Raw genomic sequence first — 25076 nt, forward strand, 5'->3', positions numbered from 1 at the left:
CACATCCAACCCATTAGGCTGCCGGAATCACTTCTGGCCGGAATTGCACTATGCCCCTGCTTCACCGTTCGACACTGCCAGCATTGTGCCTGTCGCTCCTGTTTACCAGCACCTTTTGCGTGCAGGCGGCTGACACCGCGCCGGCTGCCGCCGAAAAGCCACCGCAACGCCAGCCTCTGCTCGAGCGCAGCCAGGAGGAAGCCAGCGCCCTGGAGCGACAACTGCCGCCCCAGGAGCAGCAGCAATTGCAGGCTGGCGACGAGTCATTCCTGGCCCTGTGGAAGCCGGCCAACAGCGCCGAGCCGCAAGGCGTGGTGATTATCGTCCCCGGCGCCGGGGAAACCGCTGACTGGCCGCAAGCCGTCGGGCCTTTGCGCCAGAAGCTGCCAGATGCCGAGTGGGGCAGCCTGAGCCTGTCATTGCCGGACCAGAGCCTGGACACCCTGGCGCCCCGAATCATCCAGGCCCCCGACTCGGCCGTCGACACCAGCAGCAAGGATGCCAGCACCGCCGCGCCCAAGCCGATCGAACAGGCCGCCAGCGCCGAAGCCGAAGGCACCGACCCGGCCGTGGTCCCCGGCGCGGATGAGCAGGACAAGACCGATGCGACCCGGATCTTCGCCCGCATCGATGCCGCCGTCGCCTATGCCCAGACCCAGAACGCCCGCAGCGTAGTGCTGCTGGGCCACGGCACCGGGGCCTGGTGGGCAGCGCGCTACCTGAGCGAAAAACAACCCGCGCAGGTGCAGAAATTCATTATGGTCGCGGCGCAAACGCCGATAGGCCGCCAACCGAACCTGCAACAGCTGGCGCCGACCTTGAAGCTGGCAACGGCCGATGTCTTCTACCAGGACAACGCCCAGGCCAGCAAAATGGCGCTGGAACGCGGCCAGGCGAGCAAACGACTGAAGAATGACAACTATAAGCAGGTGTCGTTGAAGACTATCCCCGGCAATAGTTCAGCGGCCCAGGAACAGTTGTACCGGCGTATTCGCGGCTGGTTGAGCCCGCAAGGCAGCGGGACTTGACCCACCTCCCATCGCCGCCAAGCCGGCTCCTGTAAGGTCAGCGGAAATCCCGCTGCTCACGGATCACCGTGTAGGCGCTATGCAGCTCGCGCGTACGCTCCGTAGCCTCGCGTACCTGCGAGGGGCTGGCGCCGCTGCCGGCGATCTTGTCCGGATGATGGCGACTGAGCAGTCGTCGGTAGGCACGCTTGATCACAGCCGGCTCTGTCGTGGCAGTCACCCCTAGAATCCGCAGGGCTTCCTGGTAGGTGCCACCACGAGTGGCCAGGGGCTTGCGCTCCGGCTCGTAGTCGTGGGCCAGGGCCTGGATCTGTTGCGGCGTCCACCCCAGCCACTTGCCCCAGAGGTCGATCAGGTCGCGCTCGGCGAGGCTGGCCTTGCCGTCGGCCCAGACCATGCGCCAGCAGGCACGCAGCACGCCTTCTGCGGCATGGGGCTGGGACTTGAGCACGCGCAGGTAACTGCGCACCCGATCGGTCCCCGACTTGCCCCGATTGAACGCCGCAATCGCCCGGCGCTGGGCCGGCTCGGTCATATCCAGCGCGCGCATCTCCACCCGCGCTTGCTGGATATGCCCGTCGACCACCCGCCCGTTGCTCTTGGCCAAACGGCCCAGCAACACAAACAGCAGTTCGTCGTTACGCAGCGCCGGACGGCCGCCCAGGCGCTCGCGCAGTTGCGCCCAACTGCGCAATTGCAGGCGTCGATCCAGCGCCTGGCCCAATAGCGCACCCAGCATGGCCCCCGGAATACTGGCGATGGCAAACCCCGCCCCGGCGCCGATCAAAGTCCCTGGCCACAGCATCTTACTGGCCCACAGTCAGCAGGTTTTCTACCTGCGCCAGGCGCTCCAGCGTACCGACGTCAATCCAGCGTCCATCCATGTGTTCCCCCGAGACCAAGCCTTGAGCCATCGCTGCGCGCAACAAGGGCGCTAGCTTGAAGGCACCGGCGCTGCAACCCGCAAACAGCTTGGGATGCAGCAGCGAAATGCCACTGAAGGTCAGGTTATCGGCATCGGGCGCTGCATCATGAAGCAAACCGTCCTTGATATAGAAATCGCCACCACTGGGGTGATGGGCCGGGTTGTCGACCATCACCAGGTGCGCCAGACCGCTCAAGGGCTGCTTGAGGCGGGCAAAGTCGTAGTCGGTCCAGATATCGCCATTGACCACCAGGAACGGCTCGTCTCCCAGCAGGGGCAAGGCCTGGAAAATCCCGCCACCGGTCTCCAGCGGCTCGCCTTCGGGCGAATACTGGATGCGCACGCCGTACTGCGCGCCGTCCCCCAGGTAATGCTCGATTTGCTGGCCCAGCCAGGCATGGTTGATGACGATCTCGGTGAACCCCGCTTTCGCCAGCGCCTCCAGGTGGTACTCGATCAGGCGCTTGCCACCGGCCTGGACCAGTGGTTTGGGAGTGTGCAAGGTAAGCGGACGCATCCGCTCGCCCTTGCCGGCCGCCAGGATCATGGCCTTCATACGTGGGCCTCGGCCGGTTGGCGCAGGCTCGACAGCAACTCGCCAAGGTCGGCCAGTTCCGGCCGATCGGCCAGCACCGCTTCTATATAGCCAAAGAAGCGCGGCACGTCCGCCAGGTAGCGCGGCTTGCCATCACGGTGGCAGATACGCGCGAAGATACCGATGACCTTGAGGTGCCGCTGCACCCCCATCAAGTCGCTGGCACGCAGGAAGTCTTCAAAATCCGCCTGTACCGGAATGCCCAATTGGCCAGCACGCTGCCAATAGCCGCGCTGCCATTCGCGCACCCGTGCCTGGGGCCAACTGAGGAAGGCGTCCTTGAACAGGCAGGTGATGTCGTAGGTCACGGGGCCGTAGACCGCGTCCTGGAAGTCCAGCACGCCAGGGTTCGGTTCGCTGATCATCAGGTTGCGCGGCATATAGTCGCGGTGCACCAGGACCTTGGGCTGGGCCAGGGCGCTGTCGATCAACAACTGGCTGACCCGCTGCCATAGGGCCGACTGCTGCGCATCGAACTCGATGCCCAGGTGCCGGCGCACGTACCACTCGGGGAACAACTCCAGCTCCCGGCGCAACAACGGCACGTCGTAGCTGGGCAAGCCGGCGTCCATCGGCAATTGCTGGAACGCCAGCAGCGCGTCGATGGCCTCGGCAAACAATTGGTCGGCATTTTCCCCGTCAATCACATCCAGGTAGGTGTTTTTGCCCAGGTCATTGAGCAAAAGAAAGCCTTGGGACAGATCCTCAGCAAAAATTTGTGGAACATTTATTCCTGATTTAGCCAACATTCGCGCGATATCGACGAAAGGTTTGCAGTTTTCCTGGGGGGGCGGAGCGTCCATCACGACAAATGTGCGACCTGCGCCCTCCCAACGGAAGTACCGTCTGAAACTCGCGTCGCTGCTGGCCGCAGTCAATGTAGCCGGGGGTACGGGGCCCCATCCCTGGGCAAGGAAAAGCTCGGGTAACTGCTGATCGAGCCAGACTTTCAGGTGTTGCAAACGTAGATCTTGGTCGGGCATTACAAGGGTCTCCGACGGCGCTAGCCGTCAAGCGGGTCATGCTTTATTATCACGCATCTTTTTCAGACCATCGAGAGGCGTGCGGCCCACACCGCGGGCAGATGGCACGCAGGAAGCCCGGACTAATAAGATGGCATTGAAATCCCCCGCGTTTCGTAGAAAATTTCCGTTGCTGGTAACCGGCAGTCTGCTGGCCATGCAACCTTTCGCCACCTCATTCGTGGTCGCCGCGGAACAGTATGACTGCTCAGTCTCTGCTTCGGGTGCCTGGGATTGCGCGCCAAAAGCCAGCGCAGCCCCTTTGCCACCGCGTCCGGTGCATGACGGCAGTGCCGTCAGCTCGGCCAATGGCACGCCGCAAGGCGAAGCTGGCGGTGCCGAAGCCGTGCCGCAGACCAAGCTGGTCACCGAATCCAAGGGCCGTGGCCTGCGCTCGCGTAGCGCCGACTACAGCCACCTGGACTGGGTCCCTCGCGAGAAACTCACCGCCGCGCAACTGGCCGAAACCGGTCCTTATTGCGCCGGTGCGTACATCGAGCCGATCCGTCCTGGCATGAACGACAAGACGGACAAGAGCGACGCGCCGACCTTCATCGGTGCCAAGGCCTCTCGTTACGAGCAGGAAACCCAAGTCGCAACCCTGGCCGGTGACGTGGTCATGCGCCAGGGCAGCATGCAGGTCGAGGCCGACGAGGCCAGCCTGTACCAGGCCGAGAACCGTGGCGAGCTGAACGGCAAAGTGCGTCTGCGCGACAATGGCGCGCTGATCGTCGGCGACCACGCCCAGGTCCAGTTGGACACGGGTGCGGCCCAGATCGACAACGCCGAATACGTGATGCACAAATCGCGCATCCGCGGTAACGCGCTGTACGCCAAACGTGCCGAAAACGCGATCATCCGCCTCAAGGATGGTACCTACACCACCTGCGAGCCGGACAGCAACGCCTGGCAACTGCGCGGCAACAACATCACGCTGAACCCGGCCACCGGCTTCGGTACGGCGACCAACGCGACGTTGCGGGTCAAGAACATCCCGATCCTGTACACCCCGTACATCTACTTCCCGATTGACGATCGTCGTCAGTCCGGCTTCCTGCCGCCGAGCTTCAGTTCGGGTGGTGAAAGTGGCTTTACGCTGGTGACACCGTACTACTTCAACCTGGCGCCGAACTACGATGCCACGTTGTATCCGCAATACATGACCAAGCGCGGCATGTTGATGGAGGGCGAATTCCGCTACCTCACCAAGTCCAGCGAAGGTCAGTTCGGCGGCGCGTACCTGAACGATGACAGCGACGAGCGGAAGAAGCAGAGCGACTACGACAAAACCCGCTACATGATCAATTGGCAACACAAGGGTGGGCTGGATTCGCGCTTACTGACTGAGGTCGACTACACCAAGATCAGCGATCCGTTCTACTTCCAGGATTTGAAGTCCAATCAGATTGGCGTCGAGTCTCGTGAGTTCGTTAACCAGCAAGGTGCTGTTAGCTATCGCGGCGACACTTATACCGCTCAGTTGAATCTGCAAGCCTATGAACTGGCGACGATCTCGCAGATTACTCCGTATGACCGATTGCCGCAGATTACCTTCTCGGGTTCTTTGCCTTACAACCCAGGCGGGTTGCACTTTGATTATCAAACCGAGGCTGTTCGGTTTGATCGGGATCTGAGGACTGGCAACATATTCGATAAAGATGGCGGCCCCCTCCCCAATGGTCAGCCACGTCTGGACGAGAACGTAAGCGGACTGACCCGTGCCAACGGCACACGATTGAACGTAGCGCCAAGCATTTCGTTGCCGATGAACTGGAGTTACGGCTTCGTCACGCCGAGGCTCAAGTACGCCTATACCAAATACGATCTTGATCTTGACGGTAAAGGCAAAGAGCAAATGGTTGTCGCGGGACAGAAATTCAAAAGCTCCCAAGACCGCTCAATACCTATCGCCAGCGTCGATAGCGGGCTCTTCTTTGACCGCAGCACCCAGTGGTTTGGTAAAGACTATACCCAGACTCTCGAACCACGCCTGTTCTATCTCTATGTGCCAGAGAAAGATCAGTCCGATATCCCTGTGTTCGATACGAGCGAAGCCACGTTCAGCTACAACTCGCTGTTTCGCGACAACCGCTTCTCCGGCAGTGACCGGATCGGTGACGAAAACAAGCTGTCCTTGGGCGTGACCAGCCGCTGGATCGAAGAAAACGGCTTTGAACGTCAGCGCGTTTCCGTCGGTCAAGCCCTGTACTTCAAGGATCGCGAAGTACAATTACCTGGTGTCGTTGCTGCCGACCGCGCCGATTCGCAATCGGACGTCTCGCCAATCGCCCTGGACTACGAGTTCCGCTTCAACCGCGACTGGCGCGCCACCGCCGACTACAACTGGGACACAGAGGAACACTCCGCACGCTCCGGCAGCGCGATGTTCCACTACCAGCCGGAAGACAACCCTAACAAGGTTATCAACGTCGGTTACCGCTATCGCAATGACCAGGTGGTTTACGACCAGTTGACTGGCAAATGGCAGTTTGGCGGCGACTATGGTCGTGAAGGCGATGCGAACTTCGTAAAGGATTACTACAAAATCCAGCAACACGACTTCTCGATGATGTGGCCGATCGTTCCGCAGTGGAACCTGATCACCCGCTGGCAGTATGACTACGCACGCAACCGTACCCTGGAAGCCTTTGGTGGTTTCGAGTACGACAACTGCTGCTGGAAACTGCGCGTGATCAACCGTTATTGGGTTTCCAACGACGAATACACCCAGATCGCCCCGCAGAACGAAAAAGGCGACCACGGGCTCTTCCTCCAAATCGTCCTCAAGGGACTCGGCGGCCTGACTGGCGCCAAGGTAGAGAGCTTCCTCGACAAAGGCATCCAAGGTTATCGTGAACGTGAAGATCAAGCTTTCTGATTGTCTGCGCCCGCTGATGCTGGGCGCGCTGTTCCTGGGTACTGCAGCGGCACACGCTGCAGTGCAACCGTTGGACAAGGTAGTGGCCATCGTCGATAACGACGTGATCATGCAGAGCCAACTCGACCAACGGGTCAAGGAAGTTCAGCAAACCATCGCCAAGCGTGGCGGTGGCGTGCCACCGACCAGCGTCCTGGACCAGCAGGTGCTGGAACGCCTGATCGTCGAAAACCTGCAATTGCAGATTGGCGACCGTTCCGGCATCCGTATCACCGACGAAGAGCTGAACCAGGCCGTCGGCACCATCGCTCAACGCAACAACATGAGCATTGATCAGTTCCGCGCGGCCCTGGCCCATGACGGTTTGTCCTATGAGGACGCCCGTGACCAGATCCGCCGCGAAATGATCATCAGCCGTGTGCGCCAGCGCCGTGTGGCCGAACGCGTGCAGGTATCGGAGCAGGAAGTGAAGAACTTCCTGGCCTCGGACCTGGGCAAGATGCAGCTCTCCGAAGAACTGCACCTGGCCAATATCCTGATCCCGACGCCAGACAGCGCCAACGCCGAGCAGCTCAACGCCGCAGCGGCCAAGACCCAGGCGATCTATGACCGTCTCAAGGCCGGTGCTGACTTTGCGCAGATGGCCATTGCCCAGTCAGGCAGCGACAACGCCCTCGAAGGCGGTGATATGGGCTGGCGTAAAGCCGCTCAACTGCCACCACCGTTTGACCGCGAGTTAAGCGCCATGGAAGTGGGTGGCATCACCCAACCTGCGCGCACCCCTGGCGGCTTCATCATTCTGAAGTTGCTGGAGCGTCGCGGCGGTGAGGCTTCGTTGAAGGACGAAGTGCATGTCCGTCACATCCTGGTCAAGCCAAGTGAAATCCGCACCGAGGCTCAAACCAAGGAGCTGGCGCAAAAGATCTATGAGCGCATCGAAGGCGGTGAAGACTTCGCCACCCTGGCCAAAAGCTTCTCGGAAGACCCGGGTTCTGCCCTCAACGGCGGCGACCTGAACTGGATCGACCCACGAGCCCTGGTGCCCGAGTTCCAGCAAGTCATGAACGATACGCCGCAAGGCGTGCTGTCCAAGCCGTTCAAGACCCAGTATGGCTGGCACGTCCTGGAAGTCCTTGGCCGCCGCGCCACCGACAACACCACCCAGGCCCGTGAGCAGCAAGCACTGACCGTACTGCGTAACCGCAAATACGACGAAGAGTTGCAAACCTGGCTGCGTCAGATCCGTGACGAAGCCTACGTGGAAAACAAGCTCCCTGGCGCCGACACAACAGGCACCGACCAGGCAGCCCAGTGAAACCCCAGCGTTTCGCGTTGACACCCGGCGAGCCGGCCGGCATAGGTCCAGACCTGTGCCTGCTGCTTGCCTCGCAAGCCCAGCCTCATCCCCTGATTGCCATTACCAGCCGTGACCTGCTCCTTGAGCGGGCCACGCAACTGGGCGTGGCTGTCGACTTGTTGCCCGTTTCGCCGGGCAACTGGCCCGACCAACCGGCACACGCGGGCAGCCTGTACGTGTGGGACACCCCGCTGCAGGCCAAGGTAGTCGCCGGGCAGCTGGACAAGGCCAACGCCGCCTTCGTCCTGGAGACCCTGACCCGCGCCGGACAAGGCTGCATCGACGGTGACTTCGCCGGGATGATCACGGCGCCGGTGCATAAAGGCGTGATCAACGAAGCCGGTATCGCCTTTTCCGGCCATACCGAGTTCCTTGCCGAGCTGACCCACACCGAACAGGTGGTGATGATGCTGGCAACCCGTGGCCTGCGCGTGGCACTGGTGACCACTCACCTGCCCTTGCGCCAGATTGCCGATGCCATCACGCCAGAGCGCCTGGAACGCGTCACGCGCATCCTGCACGCTGACCTGCAACAGAAATTCGGCATCGCCCAGCCGCGAATCCTCGTGTGCGGCCTCAACCCCCACGCGGGTGAAGGCGGCCACCTGGGCCATGAAGAAATCGACATCATCGAACCCACACTAGAGCGTCTGCGCCAAGAAGGCATGGACCTGCGTGGCCCATTGCCCGCCGACACTCTGTTTACCCCCAAATATCTGGAGCACTGCGATGCAGTGCTGGCGATGTACCATGACCAGGGGCTGCCCGTGCTGAAATACAAAGGTTTCGGCGCCGCAGTCAACGTGACCCTGGGCCTGCCGATCATCCGCACCTCCGTCGACCATGGCACCGCCCTGGACCTGGCGGGCAGCGGCAAGATCGATACCGGCAGCCTGCACGTGGCCCTGGAAACCGCCTATCAGATGGCCGAGACCCGTATATGACCGAGCATTACCAACACCGGGCGCGCAAGCGCTTCGGGCAAAACTTCCTGCACGATGCCGGCGTTATCGACCGCATCCTGCGCTCCATCCATGCCAAGCCCGAAGACCGCCTGCTGGAAATCGGCCCGGGCCAGGGCGCGCTGACCCAGGGCCTGCTCAATAGCGGTGGCCAACTGGATGTGGTTGAGTTGGACAAGGACCTGATCCCTATCCTCAACCAGCAATTCGCCGGCATGCCCAACTTCAACCTGCACCAGGGCGATGCGCTGAAGTTCGACTTCACCAGCCTCAATGCCGCGCCCAACAGCCTGCGTGTGGTTGGCAACCTGCCTTACAACATCTCCACGCCGCTGATCTTTCACCTGCTGAACAACGCAGGGATCATCCGCGACATGCATTTCATGTTGCAGAAGGAAGTGGTCGAGCGCCTGGCGGCCGGCCCTGGCGGCGGCGATTGGGGTCGCCTGTCGATCATGGTCCAGTACCACTGCCGGGTCGAGCACCTGTTCAATGTGGGTCCGGGCGCGTTCAACCCGCCGCCAAAAGTCGACTCGGCCATTGTGCGCCTGGTACCACACGCGGTTCTTCCGCACCCGGCCAAGGATCATCGCCTGCTGGAACGAGTGGTACGCGAAGCCTTCAACCAGCGTCGCAAGACCCTGCGCAATACACTCAAGGCATTGCTGAGCAACGCCGAGATCGAAGCCGCCGGTGTCGACGGCAGCCTGCGCCCGGAGCAGTTGGACCTCGCCGCGTTTGTACGCCTGGCGGACCAGCTAGCGATTCAGCCTGCACCCGCTGCCGACTGACCCATCGCCGGCAAGCCGGTTCCTACAAGGGTGGACATCAGGTCAGTCAGCATGTCTGGCCTAGTGCCCACCTCATGGCCTAGACTGATCCGCATCTGCTGTCCTCCGCTTTTGCTCTTAAGGCCTCTTGCATGTCCGATCCTCGCTATCAGATCGACGTCAGCGTCGTCACCCGCTTCCTGGCGGAACAATCCCAACCCGAACAGAACCGCTTTGCCTTTGCGTACACCGTCACGGTGAAGAACAACGGCCAAGTGCCCGCCAAGCTGCTGTCGCGTCACTGGGTGATCACCGACGGTGACGGCCATGTCGAGGAAGTGCGCGGTGCCGGCGTCATCGGCCAACAGCCCCTGATCGACAGCGGCGCCAGCCATACCTACAGCAGCGGCACCGTGATGACCTCCAAGGTCGGCACGATGCAAGGCAGCTACCAGATGCTTGCCGAAGACGGCAAACACTTCGACGCCATCATTGCTCCCTTTCGCCTGGCGGTGCCCGGAGCCCTGCACTGATGGCAACCTATGCTGTCGGCGACCTGCAAGGCTGCCTGGAGCCGCTCAAATGCCTGCTTGATCGCGTAGCCTTCGACCCGGCCAAGGATCGCCTGTGGCTGGTGGGTGACCTGGTCAACCGCGGCCCGCAATCCCTGGAGACCCTGCGCTTTCTTTATGGCCTGCGCGACTCCCTGGTCTGCGTGCTGGGCAACCACGACCTGCATCTGCTGGCGGCCGGCAATAACATCGAGCGTCTGAAAAAAGGCGACACCCTGCGGGAAATCCTCGAAGCCCCGGATCGCGCCGAATTGCTCGACTGGCTGCGCCGACAACCGCTCTTGCACTACGACGAGGGGCGCAATACCGCCTTGGTACATGCTGGCATTGCGCCGCAATGGACCCTGAAAAAGGCCCTCAAGTGTGCCGCCGAGGTCGAAACCGTCCTGGCCGATGACACTCTGTTCGCCACTTATCTGGACGGCATGTACGGCAATGAGCCAGTGAAGTGGGATAACGATCTGACCGGCGTCGCCCGCCTGCGGGTCATTACCAACTACTTCACGCGCATGCGCTTCTGCACCGCAGAAGGCAAACTCGACCTCAAGAGCAAGGAAGGCGCCGACACCGCCTTGCCCGGCTACAAACCCTGGTTCGCCCACAAGGAGCGCAAGACCCGCGACACGAAGATCATCTTCGGGCACTGGGCCGCCCTCGAAGGTCACTGCGACGAACCCGGCGTATTCGCCCTCGACACCGGTTGCGTGTGGGGCGGGGCCATGACCCTGATGAACATCGACACCGGCGAGCGCCTGAGCTGCCAGTGTGAATCTCCCCTTCCCGTAACACTGCCCGCTGCCGCCAAGCGCTAGACGCCGCTTGCCGCACGCCCAAGGAGCCCGCCATGAGCGAATTCAAACGTATCCCTCCCGAACAAGCCCAGGCCCTGCGCGAGCAAGGCGCCGTGGTGGTGGATATCCGGGATCCCCAGACCTACGCCCTGAACCACATCAAGGGCGCACGGCATCTGGACAATCACAATATCGCCGACTTCATCCGCGCCGCCGACCTCGACGCCCCCGTGATCGTGGCCTGCTATCACGGCAACTCCAGCCAGAGCGCGGCGGCCTACTTGGTCAGCCAGGGCTTCTCCGATGTCTACAGCCTGGACGGCGGCTTTGAGCTGTGGCGTACGACGTATCCTGCGGAAATTGCCACAGGCGATTCGCAATAATTTTTTTAAACCCCGCTACCCCGCGTGACGCTTGGGCTCGCGCCGTTTCTGACGAACGGTGCGCCCAAACTAATTAGGCATCTCGCCTTGACCTCCCGGATTCCCAACTATCATTAAGCGCAGGCCATCCAAAACAGGGGAGAGCCGGTACACCGGCGTGCGGGTCATCGGTAGCGTTTCAGGGTGTTCTGGGGGGAAATGGCCACGGCAAGCGCCACTGGCTGCCAGCATCGACTGATTGATCCGGCGTCGGCTCCACGTATCGAGCGAGGTGACGACGTCATGAGTATTTTTAGCCACTTCCAACAACGCTTCGAGTCCACACAGCAGGAAGAGCTCACGCTGCAAGAGTATCTCGAGCTGTGCAAAAAGGACCGCAGTACCTACGCGTCTGCCGCCGAGCGCCTGCTACTGGCGATTGGTGAGCCGGAGCTGGTAGACACCTCCAATAATTCGCGACTATCGCGAATATTCTCCAACAAGGTCATCCGCCGCTACCCGGCCTTTGAAGACTTCCATGGCATGGAAGAATGCATCGACCAGATCGTCTCCTACTTCCGCCATGCCGCCCAGGGCCTGGAAGAGAAGAAACAGATCCTCTACCTGCTCGGCCCTGTGGGCGGCGGTAAATCCTCCCTGGCCGAAAAACTCAAGCAACTGATCGAAAAGGTGCCTTTCTACGCGATCAAGGGTTCCCCGGTATTCGAGTCGCCCCTGGGCCTGTTCAACGCCACGGAAGATGGCGCGATCCTCGAAGAAGACTTCGGCATTCCACGGCGCTATCTCAACACCATCATGTCGCCCTGGGCCACCAAGCGTCTGGCCGAGTTCGGCGGTGATATCAGCCAGTTCCGGGTGGTGAAGCTCTATCCATCTATTCTCAACCAGATCGGCGTCGCCAAGACCGAACCGGGGGATGAGAACAACCAGGATATTTCGGCGCTGGTGGGCAAGGTCGATATTCGCAAGCTGGAGGAGTTCCCGCAGAACGACGCGGACGCCTATAGCTACTCGGGCGCACTGTGCCGGGCCAACCAGGGCCTGATGGAGTTCGTGGAGATGTTCAAGGCGCCGATCAAGGTGCTGCACCCACTGCTCACCGCGACCCAGGAAGGCAACTACAACAGTACAGAAGGCCTGGGCGCGATTCCGTTTACCGGCATCCTGCTGGCCCACTCCAACGAATCAGAATGGCACACCTTCCGCAACAACAAGAACAACGAAGCCTTCATCGACCGGATCTATATCGTCAAGGTGCCGTACTGCCTGCGGGTCAGCGATGAAATCAAGATCTACGACAAGCTGCTGTTCAACAGCTCCCTGGCCAAGGCCCATTGCGCACCCGACACCCTGAAGATGCTCGCCCAGTTCACCGTGCTGTCGCGCCTCAAGGAGCCGGAAAACTCGAATATCTACTCGAAAATGCGCGTCTACGACGGGGAAAACCTCAAGGACACCGATCCCAAGGCCAAATCGATCCAGGAATACCGCGACACGGCAGGCGTCGATGAGGGCATGAACGGGCTGTCGACGCGCTTCGCCTTCAAGATCCTGTCCAAGGTCTTCAACTTCGACCCCCACGAGATCGCCGCCAACCCGGTGCACCTGCTCTATGTCCTGGAGCAACAGATCGAACAAGAGCAGTTCCAGGCTGAAACCCGCGAGCGCTACCTGCGTTTCCTCAAGGAGTACCTGGCGCCGCGCTATATCGAGTTCATCGGCAAGGAAATCCAGACCGCCTACCTGGAGTCCTACAGCGAATACGGCCAGAACATCTTCGACCGCTATGTGCTGTACGCAGACTTCTGGATCCAGGACCAGGAATACCGCGACCCGGAAACCGGCGAGATCCTCAATCGCGTAGCCCTCAACGAAGAACTGGAGAAGATCGAGAAACCGGCCGGCATCAGCAATCCGAAGGATTTCCGCAACGAAATCGTCAACTTCGTGTTGCGCGCCCGGGCCAACAACAATGGCAAGAACCCTACCTGGCTCAGCTACGAGAAGCTGCGGGTGGTCATCGAGAAGAAAATGTTCTCCAACACCGAGGATCTGCTGCCGGTCATCAGCTTCAACGCCAAGGCCAGCAAGGAGGATCAGCAAAAACACAACGACTTCGTCACACGAATGGTCGAGCGCGGCTACACCGACAAACAGGTACGGCTGCTCTCCGAGTGGTACCTGCGGGTTCGCAAATCGCAGTAAGGCAGCGACAGGCGTGCGCTGCCGGGCCTATGGCCTGGCAGCTGACCGCTTGTCTCTAAGCTTCCAGCTCGCGGCTTGAAGCTTGTAACGTGAAGCTGCCCGGAGGGCTCCCTATGAGCTATGTGATCGACCGACGCCTCAATGGCAAGAACAAGAGCACGGTAAACCGCCAGCGTTTCCTGCGGCGTTACCGTGACCACATCAAAAAGGCCGTCGAAGAGGCGGTGAGTCGCCGCTCCATTACCGATATGGAGCACGGCGAGCAGATCAGCATTCCCGGACGGGATATCGATGAGCCGGTGCTACATCACGGCCGCGGCGGTAAACAGACCGTGGTTCATCCGGGAAACAAGGAATTCACCTCCGGCGAACACATCCAGCGTCCTCAAGGCGGTGGCGGCGGCAAAGGCCCAGGCAAGGCCGGCAACTCCGGCGAAGGCATGGATGAGTTCGTGTTCCAGATTACCCAGGAGGAGTTCCTCGAATTCATGTTCGAGGACCTGGAGCTGCCCAACCTGGTCAAACGCAACCTGACCGGCACCGACACCTTCAAGACCGTACGCGCCGGCATCAGCAACGAGGGCAACCCCTCGCGCATCAATATCATCCGCACCCTGCGTTCAGCCCATGCCCGGCGCATCGCTCTATCTGGCAGCAGCCGCGCCAAACTCAAGGAGGCCAAGGAAGAACTGGCGCGATTGAAGCGCGAAGAGCCAGACAATTTCGGCGATATCCAGGAAATCGAAGCAGAAATCGAGAAACTCAGTGCGCGCATTCACCGCGTACCGTTTCTCGACACCTTCGACTTGAAATACAACCTGCTGGTCAAGCAACCCAACCCCAGCTCCAAGGCAGTGATGTTCTGCCTGATGGACGTTTCCGGCTCCATGACCCAGGCGACCAAGGACATCGCCAAGCGCTTCTTTATCCTGCTGTACCTGTTTCTCAAGCGTAACTACGACAAGATCGACGTGGTGTTTATCCGCCATCACACCAGTGCCCGCGAGGTCGACGAAGAAGAGTTTTTCTATTCACGGGAGACCGGCGGCACCATCGTGTCCAGTGCGCTGAAACTGATGCAGGAAATCATGGCCGAGCGTTATCCGGCCAACGAATGGAACATCTACGCGGCTCAGGCTTCCGACGGCGACAACTGGAACGACGACTCGCCCATCTGCCGCGACATCCTGATCAACCAGATCATGCCGTTCGTGCAGTACTACACTTATGTGGAGATTACCCCCCGCGAGCACCAGGCCCTGTGGTTTGAATACGAGCGCATAGGTGAAGCCTTCGCCGACACCTTCGCCCAGCAACAACTGGTCTCGGCCGGCGATATCTATCCGGTCTTCCGTGAACTCTTCCAGCGCAGGTTAGTGACATGACCGCCAAAGAGCATAAGCGCCAACCCATTTCCACGGGGTCCGAATGGACCTTCGAACTGATCCAGGCCTATGACCGGGAAATCAGCCGTATTGCGGCCGGATATGCCCTGGATACCTATCCCAACCAGATCGAAGTGATCACCGCCGAGCAAATGATGGATGCGTATGCCTCGGTGGGCATGCCCCTGGGCTACCACCATTGGTCCTACGGCAAGCACTTCCTCAGCACGGAGAAGTCCTACACCCGTGGCCAGATGGGGCTGGCCTATGAAATAGTGATCAACTCCGACCCGTGCATTGCCTACCTGATGGAAGAAAACACCATCTGTATGCAGGCCCTGGTGGTGGCCCACGCGTGCTATGGCCACAACAGCTTTTTCAAGGGCAACTATCTGTTCCGCACCTGGACCGACGCCAGTTCGATCATCGATTACCTGGTGTTCGCCAAGCAGTACATCATGCAGTGCGAGGAGCGCCACGGGATCGATGCGGTGGAAGACCTGCTCGACTCCTGCCATGCCTTGATGAACTACGGGGTAGACCGCTACAAGCGCCCCTATCCGATTTCCGCCGAGGAGGAACGGTTACGGCAGAAGGACCGGGAAGAGCATCTGCAAAAGCAGATCAACGACCTGTGGCGCACCATCCCCAAACGCGCCGACAAGAATAGCGACAAGGACAATGCGCGCTTCCCCGTCGAGCCCCAGGAAAACATCCTGTACTTCCTGGAAAAACACGCCCCGCTGCTGGAGCCATGGCAACGGGAGATCGTGCGGATCGTGCGCAAGATCGCCCAGTACTTTTATCCACAGCGCCAGACCCAGGTGATGAACGAAGGCTGGGCAACGTTCTGGCACTACACCCTGATGAACGACCTTTACGACGAAGGCCTGGTGACCGACGGCTTCATGATGGAGTTCCTCACCTCACATACCAGCGTGGTCTTCCAGCCAGGCTTCGACAGCCCCTACTACAGCGGCATCAACCCCTATGCCCTGGGCTTCGCCATGTACCGGGATATCCGGCGCATGTGCGAACACCCCACTGAGGAAGATCGCCGCTGGTTCCCGGAGATCGCCGGCAGTGACTGGCTATCGACCATCAAGTTCGCCATGAGCAGCTTCAAGGACGAGAGCTTCATCCTGCAGTACCTGTCACCCCAGGTGATTCGTGACCTCAAGCTGTTCAGCATTCTGGACGACGACCTCAAGGACGACCTGCTGGTACCTGCCATCCACGATGAAGCCGGCTACCGCACCATCCGCGAGACCCTAGCGGCCCAATACAACCTGGGCAACCGCGAGCCCAACGTGCAGATCTACAGCATCGATATGCGCGGTGATCGCTCCCTGACCCTGCGCCACCAGCAACACGACCGCAAACCCCTGGGAGAATCCACGGACGAAGTGCTCAAGCATCTGCACCGGCTATGGGGCTTCGATATCCACCTGGAGACCCTGCAAGGCGATCAGGTCATGAAGACCCATCACGTGCCGCCGCGCAACGAACATAACGACAACGATTACGGCCGCCTGGACCTGGCCGTGGTTCACCTTTGACGCAGCAATGCCTCCATTGGCCTGCCGCAGGCGTTATCCTGTAGGGCTAATGGAGGCTTTTTCATGCAAATCTACAAAGTCGGTGGAGCGGTACGTGATCGCTTGCTCGGCATCCCCGTTACCGATATCGACCGGGTCGTAGTAGGCGCCACCACCGAAGAAATGCTCGCCCTGGGCTATCGCCCAGTGGGCTCTGACTTTCCGGTGTTCCTAGACCCAAAAAACAACGATGAGTACGCCCTCGCCCGCACCGAACGCAAAAGCGGTCGGGGTTATGGCGGCTTTGTGTTTCATGCCAGCCCCGAAGTCACCCTCGAACAAGACCTGATCCGCCGCGATCTGACTATCAACGCGATCGCCGAAGACGACGACGGCAACCTGACCGATCCGTACAACGGCCAGCGCGACCTGCAAGCCAGGGTACTGCGTCACGTTTCCCCGGCGTTCGCCGAAGATCCCCTGCGCGTACTGCGGGTCGCGCGGTTTGCCGCACGTTATGCCGGTCTCGGTTTCACTATCGCCCCCGAAACCCTGGAATTGATGCGTCAGCTCAGCGACTCCGGCGAACTGGAAGCCCTGACGCCGGAACGCAGCTGGAAGGAAATTTCCCGGGCCCTGATGGAAGATCAGCCACAGGTGTTTATCCAGGTGCTGCGCGACTGCCATGCCCTGAAAACCCTGCTACCGGAAGTGGATGCCCTGTTCGGTGTACCCCAACCCGAAGCTCATCACCCTGAGATAGATACAGGCATCCACACCCTGAGCGTGCTGCAACAGGCGGCCCTCCACGCACAACCCTTGACCGTGCGCTGGGCCTGCCTGCTGCATGACCTGGGCAAGGGCCTGACACCTGTGGATAAGTTGCCCCGGCATATTGCCCACGAGCAGCGGGGCCTGAAGCTGATCAAAGCCGTCAATGAGCGCTTCAAAGTGCCCAAGGATTGCCAGGAATTGGCGCTACTGGTCGGCGAGTATCACACCCATGGTCATCGGGCACTGGAGCTGAAGGCCTCGACCCTGCTGGAGTTGCTGCAGAGCTTTGACGTATTCCGTCGGCCACAGCGCTTTGAAGAATTTGTCGTCGCCTGCGAAATGGATGCACGAGGTCGCAAGGGCCTTGAGCAGCGAAGTTATCCACAGGCGGAGTATTTGCGTCGCGCCGCGCAGGTGGCGCGGGCCGTGGCAGTGGCGCCGCTACTGGAGAAAGGTTTCAAGGGCCCGGAGCTGGGCGAGGCGCTCAAGTGTGAACGGCTCAAGGCTCTGAAAGCCTACAAGGACCAACACTCACTGTAGGCGCTGGCGAGCCGGCTTCTACAGGTCTGGGGTGAGTGGTCGGCCACGCCATTCGAAGGCAACCGGTGCCAGTACCTGGTCGATTTGTGCATCCCGCCACAGCGCGGCAAATGTCTTGCCGACTTCAGGGTGCACACGTTCCGGCGCCATCAACGACAGCGGCCACAACACAAAGGCGTTTTTCAGGATTTCTGCCCGCGGCAACACCAACCCATCAAAATTACCGCTCAGGTCGCCATACAGCAGCACATCAATATCCAGGGGCAAACCCTTGCGATCCGGCGCATAGCGGCCATTGTCGGCCTCGATGGACTTCAGCCGGCGATCCAGTTCCATCAACGGCAAATCGGTGTACGCCGATACCACCAGGTTGAAGAACGGCCCGCTCTTGATCCCCACCGGCTGACTTTCGAATACGGCAGAACAGCGCATATCGGTCAAAAAGCCATCCAACGCCTCAAGACCCGCCTGCAAACGGGCCTCGCGCTCGATATTGCTGCCAAGACCAAGGTAAACCTGAGTTAGCGACATCCGCGCTCGATCTCCACGCCCACGCCCTTGGCGGCCGGGACGGCACCGGGCTTGGTCAACTTGAGGTGCAGCCAGGGGATTTGGAATTCTTCCATCAAGACCTGCGCCAGGCGCTCGGCAAACGTTTCCACCAGCTGGAATTGCGCCTGCGCGGCAAAGGCCTGGATGCGCGTGGAAACACTGGCGTAGTCGAGGGCCAGGGTCAGGTCATCACCGGCTGCGGCCGGGCGATTGTCCCAGGCGAAACTCAGGTCCAGGCGCAGGCATTGACGGATACCTCGCTCCCAGTCGTAGGCCCCGATCACGGTGTCGACTTCCAGGCCTTCGATAAACACTCTGTCCAAGCACTCTTCTCCACAGCACGACAAGGGCGCAATGCCCCGTTAGAATCAAGGCGTCCTCGCCCGGAATAGTTAGCATGTCTTGGTTACTGGCGACCCTCGCCTACCTGCTCGGCTCGCTGTCCTTTGCCATCTTGCTCAGCCGCCTGACGGGAAATCCCGACCCGCGAATGAGTGGCTCGGGCAATGCCGGCGCCACCAATATGTTGCGCCTGGCCGGCAAAAAGCTCGCCGTACTGACGTTGTTCGGCGACGTATGCAAAGGCCTGTTGCCCGTGCTGATCGCCGACCTCGCCGGCCTCTCCCTGCAACAACAAGCCTGGATCGGCGTGTGTGCCGTGCTCGGCCATCTGTTCCCGCTGTACTTTCGCTTTCGCGGTGGCAAGGGCGTCGCGACGGCCGCCGGCATGCTACTGGGGATCTACCCTCCAGCGGCGCTGCTGGCCATTGCCGCCTGGCTGCTGACGTTCTACCTGACCCGCACCAGCTCCCTCGCCGCATTGATCGCCACCCCCCTGACCCTGCCATTGCTGGCCTGGCAGGAGCCGGCTGCCCTGCTGCCGATGAGCGTACTCACCCTGCTGATTGTATGGCGCCATCGCGGCAATTTACGCGACCTGTTTGCCGGGCGCGAACGGCATTTTTAAATACGCCCGGTGAACCCGACTCATGTTCGTCGATCACAACGGCGGCAGTTGCTCCATCGGCCAACGCGCCTGCACGCTGATGGCCAGGCTCTCATGCTGGCCCGCCTGCAAGCGCTGGCAACCGGCGAAGGCGATCATCGCGCCGTTATCGGTGCAGAACTCAGGGCGCGCGTAAAACACATCGCCCTTGAGGTCGCCGAGCATTTTTTCCAGTGACAAACGCAATGCCTTGTTCGCGCTGACGCCTCCAGCGATGACCAGGCGCTTCATGCCGGCCTGCTTCAGGGCACGCTTGCACTTGATGGTCAAAGTCTCCACCACCGCCTGCTGGAACGCCAGAGAGATGTCGCAACGGGCTTGCTCGCTGTCGTCCCCGGCGCTGACGCTTTGCTGCCAGGTGTTCAAGGCGAAGGTTTTCAAGCCACTGAAGCTGAACATCAGGCCTGGGCGATCACACATCGGACGCGGGAAGGTATAGCGCCCCGCCACGCCTTTTTCCGCCAGGCGCGCGATTTCCGGACCACCGGGATAATTGAGGCCCATCATCTTGGCGGTCTTGTCGAAAGCTTCACCGGCGGCATCGTCCAGGGTCTCCCCCAGAAGCGTGTACTGGCCGATTGCATCGACTTGAACCAGCTGCGTATGGCCACCGGAAACCAACAAAGCGACGAACGGGAACCCAGGAGGGTTTTCTTCCAGCATCGGCGCCAGTAAATGGCCTTCCATATGGTGCACGCCAAGGGCTGGAATACCCCAGGCAAACGCCAGCGCCTGGGCGCAGGAAGCCCCAACCAGCAGGGCCCCGACCAATCCAGGGCCGGCGGTATAAGCGATGGCATCGATCTCGGTGGCGACGCAGTCGGCCTCGTCCAGCACCTGTCGAATCAATGGCAGCATGCGTTTGACGTGATCACGGCTAGCGAGCTCCGGCACCACCCCGCCATAGGCCCGATGCAGATCGATCTGACTGAACAGCGCATCGGCCAAAAGCCCGCGTTCACTGTCGTAAAGCGCGACGCCGGTCTCGTCGCAGGAGGTTTCTAAGCCCAGTACTAACATGGGTTTGCGCCTTGTAGAGGCTGAATTCGAAGGCGCGCATAATAGTCGCCACGTCCCCTCCCGACTAGCGGTTTTCGATCAGAGGCTTTGCATTCCGGGCAATGAGGGGTTAACATCCGCAACCCTTAAAAACCGACGACCTCAGCCGCGAATTTTTTGCGACGAGAACGTTGATTCCCGGTAATGAAAGAAGGTAGCTCTGGATGCCAGCCGTCAAAGTAAAAGAGAACGAACCCTTCGACGTAGCTCTGCGTCGTTTCAAGCGCTCCTGCGAAAAAGCCGGTGTTCTGGCTGAAGTTCGTAGCCGCGAATTTTATGAGAAGCCAACTTCTGAGCGTAAGCGTAAAGCAGCAGCCGCTGTTAAGCGTCACGCCAAGAAAGTTCAGCGCGAACAGCGCCGCGCCGTTCGTCTGTACTAATACACAGACGTTCGTAGCAAGCTTCTGCCAAGCCCGGCCCTCAGCCGGGCTGCTGGCATTTGCGGATATCGCTTGATGCTTCACCGTCGACGCCGCACATGCGACCGAGACAAAGCTTCACACGTCAGGACTGGCTCTTTTGCCAGCGGTGCACGTCTCTTCTGACGAGCCTATCAAGGCTACTGACGAGCACACCCATTTTCCAAGCAGGCGATCAATAGGTCGACTGTGCCCCACGATGAGCTTCCGAGGCCGCCATTGGCCGTGACCGGACTCCAGGGCAACGCTTTCAAACACGTCGAAGACTGATTGGAACTAACGTCAGTGAACGTTCGACAGATACACTTCCTGGCAGCCCAAGCAGACAATCGATGATCAAGCCGCCGCCATGCGCGTCTTGAGTGCGTCACGGGCCCTCATTTACACGCAGTGATGACGAGAACGCCATGGCCGGGCTAATTCCCCAGAGCTTTATTGACGACCTTCTGAACCGCACCGACATCGTCGATGTTGTCAGCTCGCGCGTGCAAATGAAAAAGGCTGGCAAGAACTACACCGCCTGCTGCCCGTTCCATAAAGAAAAGACCCCATCGTTCAGCGTCAGCCCCGACAAGCAGTTCTACTACTGCTTCGGCTGCGGCGCCGGCGGCAATGCCCTCGGCTTTATCATGGACCACGACAACCTGGACTTCCCCCAGGCCGTCGAGGAACTGGCTAAAGCCGCTGGCATGGAAATCCCCCGCGAAGAAAGTGGCCGGCCGCACAAACCGCGCCAGCCTACCGACTCGCCGCTGTACCCACTGCTCACCGCCGCCGCCGAGTTCTACCGCCAGGCCCTGAAAAGCCACCCACAGCGCAAAGCCGCCGTGAACTACCTCAAGGGCCGCGGCCTGACCGGGGAAATCGCCCGCGACTTCGGCCTGGGCTTCGCCCCGCCTGGCTGGGACAACCTGTACAAGCACCTGAGCAGCGACACCCTGCAGCAAAAGGCCATGATCGACGCCGGCCTGCTAGTGGAAAACGCCGAGACCGGCAAGCGCTATGATCGCTTTCGCGATCGAGTGATGTTCCCGATCCGCGACAGCCGTGGCCGCATCATCGCCTTCGGCGGACGGGTACTCGGTGACGACAAGCCCAAATACCTCAACTCCCCGGAAACCCCGGTGTTTCACAAGGGCCAGGAACTCTACGGCCTGTTTGAAGCGCGCAAGAACAACCGCAACCTCGATGAAATCATCGTGGTTGAAGGCTACATGGACGTTATCGCCCTGGCCCAGCAAGGCCTGCGCAATGCCGTGGCAACCCTCGGCACCGCCACCAGCGAAGAGCACATGAAGCGCCTGTTTCGCGTGGTGCCCAGCGTGCTGTTCTGTTTCGACGGCGACCAGGCCGGACGCAATGCGGCCTGGCGCGCCCTCGAAGCCACCCTCTCGAGCCTGCAGGATGGGCGCCGCGCGCGCTTTCTGTTCCTGCCCGAAGGCGAAGACCCGGATACCCTGGTGCGCTCCGAAGGTACCGATGCGTTTCGCGCGCGCATCCACCAGCACGCACAACCGCTGGCCGATTATTTTTTCCAGCAATTGACCGAAGAAGCCGACCCGCGCTCCCTCGAAGGCAAGGCCCATATGGCTACCCTCGCGGCACCGCTGATCGACAAGGTCCCCGGCGCCAACCTCAAGGCCCTGATGCGCCAGCGCCTGCTGGAGATCACCGGCCTGAGCGGCGAGGCGGTCAGCCAGCTGGTGCACAGCGCGCCCCAGGAGGCGCCACCAGCCTACGACCCGGGCTTCGGCTACGACGCCATGCCGGACTACGCTGACTTTCACCAGCCTCAAGAGCCCTTTGTGCCTCAACAGGACTGGACGCCGAAGAAACCCGGCGCCGGCGGCAAGAAATGGGACAAGAAACCCTGGAGCAAAAACGGCAAGCATGGCGACCGCGACGAGGCTTACGCCCCGCGGACACCGGTGGCCGTAGAAGCGCCGACGCTGATTGCCCTGCGCACCCTGATCCACCACCCGCAATTGGCGGGCCGAGTGGAAAGCGCCGAACATTTTTCCAACGAGAGCAACACCTACGCCCAGGTGCTGATTGCCCTGATCGAGGCCGTACAAAAAAATCCTAAGCTAAACTCAATCCAGCTGATGGCCCGCTGGCACGGCACAGAGCAAGGACGTCTTTTGAAAGCACTCGCAGAAAAGGAGTGGTTAATTGACGGCGATAACCTTGAACAACAGTTTTTAGACACCATTACTAGGTTATCCGCGGGTCAGCACACGCAGACCCTCGACGAACTTATCAAGAAAGCAAGGCAGCCAGGATTGTCGGCTGAAGAGCAAATTCAGATAGCAAAGCAGATGCGCGACCTCTTAAAACAGAATGTTTCCGCATCAAACCCGACCTCAGCTGGCGTGTGAGGTCATAGCTCGGGTATAATCCTCGGCTTGTTTTTTGCCCGCCAAGACCTTCAGTGGATAGGGTGTTATGTCCGGAAAAGCGCAACAGCAGTCTCGTATCAAAGAGTTGATCGTCCTTGGTCGTGAGCAGGGTTACCTGACTTACGCGGAGGTCAACGACCACCTGCCGGAGGATATTTCAGATCCGGAACAGGTGGAAGACATCATCCGCATGATTAACGACATGGGGATCAACGTATTCGAAGCTGCGCCAGATAAGGATTCTCTTATGCTGGCGGACGCCGATACCGACGAGGCCGCCGCTGAAGAAGCTGCTGCCGCGCTGGCTGCAGTGGAGACCGATATCGGTCGCACCACCGACCCTGTGCGCATGTATATGCGTGAAATGGGTACGGTTGAGCTGCTGACACGCGAAGGCGAAATCGAAATCGCCAAGCGTATCGAAGAGGGCATCCGCGAAGTGATGGGCGCAATTGCGCACTTCCCCGGCACGGTTGACCACATTCTCTCCGAGTACACCCGCGTTACCACCGAAGGTGGCCGCCTGTCCGACGTCCTGAGCGGTTATATCGACCCGGACGATGGCATTACGCCGCCTGCTGCCGAAATACCGCCGCCTGTCGACCCGAAAGCCGTGAAAGCGGACGACGAAACCGACGACGACGAGGCTGAAGCCAGCACCGACGACGAAGAAGAAGTCGAAAGCGGCCCGGATCCGATCATCGCAGCCCAGCGCTTTGGCGCGGTCTCCGACCAGATGGAACTGGCGCGCAAGGCCCTGAAGAAGCACGGTCGTGGCAGCAAGCAGGCTACCGCCGAACTGCTGGCCCTGGCTGAGCTGTTCATGCCGATCAAACTGGTGCCGAAGCAATTCGAAGGCCTGGTTGAGCGGGTTCGTAGCGCCCTTGAGCGTCTGCGTGCACAAGAGCGGGCGATCATGCAGCTCTGTGTCCGTGATGCGCGCATGCCGCGTGCCGACTTCCTGCGCCAGTTCCCGGGCAATGAAGTTGACGAAAGCTGGACCGACGCACTGGCCAAGGGCAAAAGCAAATACGCTGAAGCCATTGGTCGCTTCCAGGCCGACATCGTTCGTTGCCAGCAGAAGCTGACTGCATTGCAGACCGAAACCGGTCTGACGATTGCCGAGATCAAGGACATCAACCGTCGCATGTCGATCGGCGAGGCCAAGGCCCGTCGCGCGAAGAAAGAGATGGTTGAAGCGAACTTGCGTCTGGTGATCTCCATCGCCAAGAAGTACACCAACCGTGGCTTGCAGTTCCTCGACCTGATCCAGGAAGGCAACATCGGCTTGATGAAGGCTGTGGACAAGTTCGAATACCGTCGCGGCTACAAATTCTCGACTTATGCCACCTGGTGGATCCGTCAGGCGATCACTCGCTCGATCGCCGACCAGGCCCGCACCATCCGTATTCCGGTGCACATGATCGAGACCATCAACAAGCTCAACCGTATTTCCCGGCAGATGTTGCAGGAAATGGGTCGCGAACCGACCCCGGAAGAGCTGGGCGAACGCATGGAAATGCCTGAGGATAAAATCCGCAAGGTATTGAAGATCGCTAAAGAGCCGATCTCCATGGAAACCCCGATTGGTGATGACGAAGACTCCCATCTGGGTGACTTCATCGAAGACTCGACCATGCAGTCGCCAATCGATGTCGCCACCGTTGAGAGCCTTAAAGAAGCGACGCGCGACGTACTGTCCGGCCTCACTGCTCGTGAAGCCAAGGTACTGCGCATGCGTTTCGGCATCGACATGAATACCGACCACACCCTTGAGGAAGTCGGTAAGCAGTTTGACGTGACCCGCGAGCGGATCCGTCAGATCGAAGCCAAGGCGCTGCGCAAGTTGCGCCACCCGACGAGAAGCGAGCATTTGCGCTCCTTCCTCGACGAGTGATCACAAAACCCCCAGGCCC

22 protein-coding genes are annotated in these 25076 nt (G+C 60.2%); 16 read left to right on the forward strand and 6 right to left on the reverse strand.

Annotated features, from left to right (window positions below):
* Positions 1-50 precede the first annotated feature (50 nt).
* Positions 51-1028: an alpha/beta hydrolase family protein gene (locus HBO05_RS17450; protein ID WP_172313548.1), complete on the forward strand. Its 978-nt coding sequence runs from the start codon at positions 51-53 to the stop codon at positions 1026-1028.
* A gap of 37 nt (positions 1029-1065) precedes the next feature.
* Here HBO05_RS17450 and HBO05_RS17455 read toward each other — a convergent pair whose 3' ends face one another.
* Genes HBO05_RS17455 through HBO05_RS17465 form a run of 3 tightly spaced genes read right to left on the reverse strand, consistent with a single transcriptional unit; the run spans position 1066 to position 3531 of the window.
* The gene (locus HBO05_RS17455; RefSeq protein ID WP_170042257.1) at positions 1066-1833 is read right to left on the reverse strand and encodes a DnaJ domain-containing protein; all 768 of its coding nucleotides are present in this window, start codon (positions 1831-1833) and stop codon (positions 1066-1068) included.
* Position 1834: 1 nt separating this feature from the next.
* Positions 1835-2509, reverse strand: a complete 675-nt coding sequence (gene murU, locus HBO05_RS17460) for an N-acetylmuramate alpha-1-phosphate uridylyltransferase MurU (RefSeq protein ID WP_169953817.1) — start codon at positions 2507-2509, stop codon at positions 1835-1837.
* Positions 2506-3531, reverse strand: a complete 1026-nt coding sequence (locus HBO05_RS17465; protein ID WP_172313550.1) for a phosphotransferase — start codon at positions 3529-3531, stop codon at positions 2506-2508. The genes murU and HBO05_RS17465 overlap by 4 nt, the downstream gene beginning before the upstream one ends.
* A 130-nt stretch (positions 3532-3661) precedes the next feature.
* Here HBO05_RS17465 and HBO05_RS17470 point away from each other — a divergent pair, with 130 nt between their 5' ends.
* The 11 genes from HBO05_RS17470 to HBO05_RS17520 all read left to right on the forward strand — a co-directional run bounded on the left by HBO05_RS17470 (position 3662) and on the right by HBO05_RS17520 (position 17725).
* Positions 3662-6448 (forward strand): LPS-assembly protein LptD, encoded by a 2787-nt coding sequence (locus HBO05_RS17470; protein WP_172313552.1) that lies wholly within the window; start codon positions 3662-3664, stop codon positions 6446-6448.
* Entirely contained in the window at positions 6429-7763 is a 1335-nt protein-coding gene (locus HBO05_RS17475; RefSeq protein ID WP_169953814.1) for a peptidylprolyl isomerase, read from the forward strand. The genes HBO05_RS17470 and HBO05_RS17475 overlap by 20 nt, the downstream gene beginning before the upstream one ends.
* The gene (gene pdxA, locus HBO05_RS17480) at positions 7760-8749 is read left to right on the forward strand and encodes a 4-hydroxythreonine-4-phosphate dehydrogenase PdxA (protein ID WP_172313554.1); all 990 of its coding nucleotides are present in this window, start codon (positions 7760-7762) and stop codon (positions 8747-8749) included. Before HBO05_RS17475 ends, pdxA begins: the two co-directional genes overlap by 4 nt.
* The gene (gene rsmA, locus HBO05_RS17485; RefSeq protein ID WP_169953812.1) at positions 8746-9558 is read left to right on the forward strand and encodes a 16S rRNA (adenine(1518)-N(6)/adenine(1519)-N(6))-dimethyltransferase RsmA; all 813 of its coding nucleotides are present in this window, start codon (positions 8746-8748) and stop codon (positions 9556-9558) included. Before pdxA ends, rsmA begins: the two co-directional genes overlap by 4 nt.
* Positions 9559-9689: 131 nt before the next feature.
* The gene (gene apaG, locus HBO05_RS17490; RefSeq protein WP_076962233.1) at positions 9690-10070 is read left to right on the forward strand and encodes a Co2+/Mg2+ efflux protein ApaG; all 381 of its coding nucleotides are present in this window, start codon (positions 9690-9692) and stop codon (positions 10068-10070) included.
* On the forward strand, positions 10070-10921 hold the full coding sequence (locus tag HBO05_RS17495; protein WP_169953811.1) for a symmetrical bis(5'-nucleosyl)-tetraphosphatase: 852 nt from the start codon (positions 10070-10072) through the stop codon (positions 10919-10921). The genes apaG and HBO05_RS17495 overlap by 1 nt, the downstream gene beginning before the upstream one ends.
* A 32-nt stretch (positions 10922-10953) precedes the next feature.
* The gene (glpE, locus tag HBO05_RS17500) at positions 10954-11283 is read left to right on the forward strand and encodes a thiosulfate sulfurtransferase GlpE (protein ID WP_169953808.1); all 330 of its coding nucleotides are present in this window, start codon (positions 10954-10956) and stop codon (positions 11281-11283) included.
* A 282-nt stretch (positions 11284-11565) separates the two neighbouring features.
* Positions 11566-13488 (forward strand): PrkA family serine protein kinase, encoded by a 1923-nt coding sequence (locus HBO05_RS17505; RefSeq protein ID WP_017739508.1) that lies wholly within the window; start codon positions 11566-11568, stop codon positions 13486-13488.
* Positions 13489-13601: 113 nt separating this feature from the next.
* Complete coding sequence (locus HBO05_RS17510) at positions 13602-14873, forward strand: YeaH/YhbH family protein (protein WP_169953806.1); 1272 nt, start codon at positions 13602-13604, stop codon at positions 14871-14873.
* Complete coding sequence (locus HBO05_RS17515) at positions 14870-16432, forward strand: SpoVR family protein (protein ID WP_169953804.1); 1563 nt, start codon at positions 14870-14872, stop codon at positions 16430-16432. Before HBO05_RS17510 ends, HBO05_RS17515 begins: the two co-directional genes overlap by 4 nt.
* A 63-nt stretch (positions 16433-16495) precedes the next feature.
* Positions 16496-17725 carry a multifunctional CCA addition/repair protein gene (locus HBO05_RS17520; protein ID WP_172313556.1) on the forward strand — a complete coding sequence of 410 codons (1230 nt, stop codon included), beginning with the start codon at positions 16496-16498 and terminating at the stop codon, positions 17723-17725.
* 18 nt (positions 17726-17743) lie between these two features.
* Here the strand turns inward: HBO05_RS17520 and folK are convergent, their stop codons facing one another.
* Positions 17744-18256 (reverse strand): 2-amino-4-hydroxy-6-hydroxymethyldihydropteridine diphosphokinase, encoded by a 513-nt coding sequence (folK, locus tag HBO05_RS17525; protein ID WP_169953800.1) that lies wholly within the window; start codon positions 18254-18256, stop codon positions 17744-17746.
* Complete coding sequence (folB, locus tag HBO05_RS17530; protein WP_029296829.1) at positions 18247-18600, reverse strand: dihydroneopterin aldolase; 354 nt, start codon at positions 18598-18600, stop codon at positions 18247-18249. Before folB ends, folK begins: the two co-directional genes overlap by 10 nt.
* A gap of 74 nt (positions 18601-18674) precedes the next feature.
* Between folB and plsY the strand changes: the two genes are divergently transcribed.
* The gene (gene plsY / locus HBO05_RS17535) at positions 18675-19244 is read left to right on the forward strand and encodes a glycerol-3-phosphate 1-O-acyltransferase PlsY (RefSeq protein WP_029296831.1); all 570 of its coding nucleotides are present in this window, start codon (positions 18675-18677) and stop codon (positions 19242-19244) included.
* A 33-nt stretch (positions 19245-19277) separates the two neighbouring features.
* Here plsY and tsaD read toward each other — a convergent pair whose 3' ends face one another.
* Positions 19278-20303 (reverse strand): tRNA (adenosine(37)-N6)-threonylcarbamoyltransferase complex transferase subunit TsaD, encoded by a 1026-nt coding sequence (gene tsaD / locus HBO05_RS17540; protein ID WP_169953798.1) that lies wholly within the window; start codon positions 20301-20303, stop codon positions 19278-19280.
* A 203-nt stretch (positions 20304-20506) separates the two neighbouring features.
* Here tsaD and rpsU point away from each other — a divergent pair, with 203 nt between their 5' ends.
* From rpsU to rpoD, 3 genes are all read left to right on the forward strand, one after another.
* Positions 20507-20722, forward strand: coding sequence for a 30S ribosomal protein S21 (gene rpsU, locus HBO05_RS17545; RefSeq protein ID WP_002551877.1), 216 nt, complete (start codon positions 20507-20509; stop codon positions 20720-20722).
* A 446-nt stretch (positions 20723-21168) separates the two neighbouring features.
* Positions 21169-23139, forward strand: a complete 1971-nt coding sequence (gene dnaG / locus HBO05_RS17550) for a DNA primase (protein WP_172313558.1) — start codon at positions 21169-21171, stop codon at positions 23137-23139.
* Positions 23140-23206: 67 nt separating this feature from the next.
* Positions 23207-25057 carry an RNA polymerase sigma factor RpoD gene (gene rpoD, locus HBO05_RS17555; RefSeq protein ID WP_169953793.1) on the forward strand — a complete coding sequence of 617 codons (1851 nt, stop codon included), beginning with the start codon at positions 23207-23209 and terminating at the stop codon, positions 25055-25057.
* Positions 25058-25076: the final 19 nt, after the last annotated feature.

This window comes from Pseudomonas sp. WS 5079 (genome assembly GCF_012985465.1).
GTDB lineage: Bacteria > Pseudomonadota > Gammaproteobacteria > Pseudomonadales > Pseudomonadaceae > Aquipseudomonas.

Excerpts from the sequence above, each read along its gene's own strand:
- HBO05_RS17450 (WP_172313548.1), top strand. The coding sequence starts at position 51 with ATGCCCCTGCTTCACCGTTCGACACTGCCAGCATTGTGCCTGTCGCTC.
- HBO05_RS17455 (WP_170042257.1), bottom strand. The coding sequence starts at position 1,833 with ATGCTGTGGCCAGGGACTTTGATCGGCGCCGGGGCGGGGTTTGCCATC.
- murU (WP_169953817.1), bottom strand. The coding sequence starts at position 2,509 with ATGAAGGCCATGATCCTGGCGGCCGGCAAGGGCGAGCGGATGCGTCCG.
- HBO05_RS17465 (WP_172313550.1), bottom strand. The coding sequence starts at position 3,531 with ATGCCCGACCAAGATCTACGTTTGCAACACCTGAAAGTCTGGCTCGAT.
- HBO05_RS17470 (WP_172313552.1), top strand. The coding sequence starts at position 3,662 with ATGGCATTGAAATCCCCCGCGTTTCGTAGAAAATTTCCGTTGCTGGTA.
- rsmA (WP_169953812.1), top strand. The coding sequence starts at position 8,746 with ATGACCGAGCATTACCAACACCGGGCGCGCAAGCGCTTCGGGCAAAAC.
- apaG (WP_076962233.1), top strand. The coding sequence starts at position 9,690 with ATGTCCGATCCTCGCTATCAGATCGACGTCAGCGTCGTCACCCGCTTC.
- HBO05_RS17495 (WP_169953811.1), top strand. The coding sequence starts at position 10,070 with ATGGCAACCTATGCTGTCGGCGACCTGCAAGGCTGCCTGGAGCCGCTC.
- glpE (WP_169953808.1), top strand. The coding sequence starts at position 10,954 with ATGAGCGAATTCAAACGTATCCCTCCCGAACAAGCCCAGGCCCTGCGC.
- HBO05_RS17505 (WP_017739508.1), top strand. The coding sequence starts at position 11,566 with ATGAGTATTTTTAGCCACTTCCAACAACGCTTCGAGTCCACACAGCAG.
- HBO05_RS17510 (WP_169953806.1), top strand. The coding sequence starts at position 13,602 with ATGAGCTATGTGATCGACCGACGCCTCAATGGCAAGAACAAGAGCACG.
- HBO05_RS17515 (WP_169953804.1), top strand. The coding sequence starts at position 14,870 with ATGACCGCCAAAGAGCATAAGCGCCAACCCATTTCCACGGGGTCCGAA.
- HBO05_RS17520 (WP_172313556.1), top strand. The coding sequence starts at position 16,496 with ATGCAAATCTACAAAGTCGGTGGAGCGGTACGTGATCGCTTGCTCGGC.
- folK (WP_169953800.1), bottom strand. The coding sequence starts at position 18,256 with ATGTCGCTAACTCAGGTTTACCTTGGTCTTGGCAGCAATATCGAGCGC.
- plsY (WP_029296831.1), top strand. The coding sequence starts at position 18,675 with ATGTCTTGGTTACTGGCGACCCTCGCCTACCTGCTCGGCTCGCTGTCC.
- tsaD (WP_169953798.1), bottom strand. The coding sequence starts at position 20,303 with ATGTTAGTACTGGGCTTAGAAACCTCCTGCGACGAGACCGGCGTCGCG.
- rpsU (WP_002551877.1), top strand. The coding sequence starts at position 20,507 with ATGCCAGCCGTCAAAGTAAAAGAGAACGAACCCTTCGACGTAGCTCTG.
- dnaG (WP_172313558.1), top strand. The coding sequence starts at position 21,169 with ATGGCCGGGCTAATTCCCCAGAGCTTTATTGACGACCTTCTGAACCGC.
- rpoD (WP_169953793.1), top strand. The coding sequence starts at position 23,207 with ATGTCCGGAAAAGCGCAACAGCAGTCTCGTATCAAAGAGTTGATCGTC.